This is a genomic window from Duganella rhizosphaerae (assembly GCF_040364205.1).
GTDB classification, from domain to species: domain Bacteria; phylum Pseudomonadota; class Gammaproteobacteria; order Burkholderiales; family Burkholderiaceae_D; genus Rugamonas; species Rugamonas rhizosphaerae.
In genome coordinates, this window is record NZ_BPWK01000072.1 from 1 (window position 1) to 588 (window position 588).

Genomic DNA, 588 nt, shown 5'->3' on the forward strand with positions numbered 1-588 from the left:
CGTTCGAGCCAGCCTTGGGACGGCAACGACATGGACCACTACGCCGACGACCTGGCGCAGCTGATCGAAGCGCTGGACCTGAAGAACATCATCCTGGCCGGCTTCTCCACCGGCGGCGGCGAAGTGGCGCGTTACGTGGGCCGCCACGGCACCAAGCGCATCGCCAAGCTGGGCCTGATCTCGGCGGTGCCGCCGCTGATGCTGAAAACCGCCACCAATCCGGGCGGCCTGCCGATGGAAGTATTTGACGGCATCCGCGCCGCCTCGGTCGCCAACCGCGCCCAGCTGTACCTGGACCTGGCCTCGGGCCCGTTCTACAACTACAACCGTCCGGGCGCCAAGCCGTCGCAAGGCATCATCCAGGCATGGTATGCGCAGGGCATGCAGGCCGGCCACAAGAACACCTATGATTCGATCAAGGCCTTCTCGGAAACCGACTTCCGCGACGACCTGAAGAAGTTCGACAAGCCGACCCTGATCATCCACGGCGAGGACGACCAGATCGTGCCGATCGACGCCGCCGGCCGCGCCTCGGCCGCCATCGTCAAGCACGCCAAGCTGATCACCTACCCCGGCGCGCCGCACGGC

The 588-nt window shown here is 66.2% G+C and carries 1 protein-coding gene; it reads left to right on the plus strand.

Annotated features, from left to right (window positions below):
• Positions 1–588 (plus strand): alpha/beta fold hydrolase (locus RUGAMON1_RS32645; RefSeq protein WP_445234425.1); only part of this gene is annotated, 588 nt, incomplete at both ends.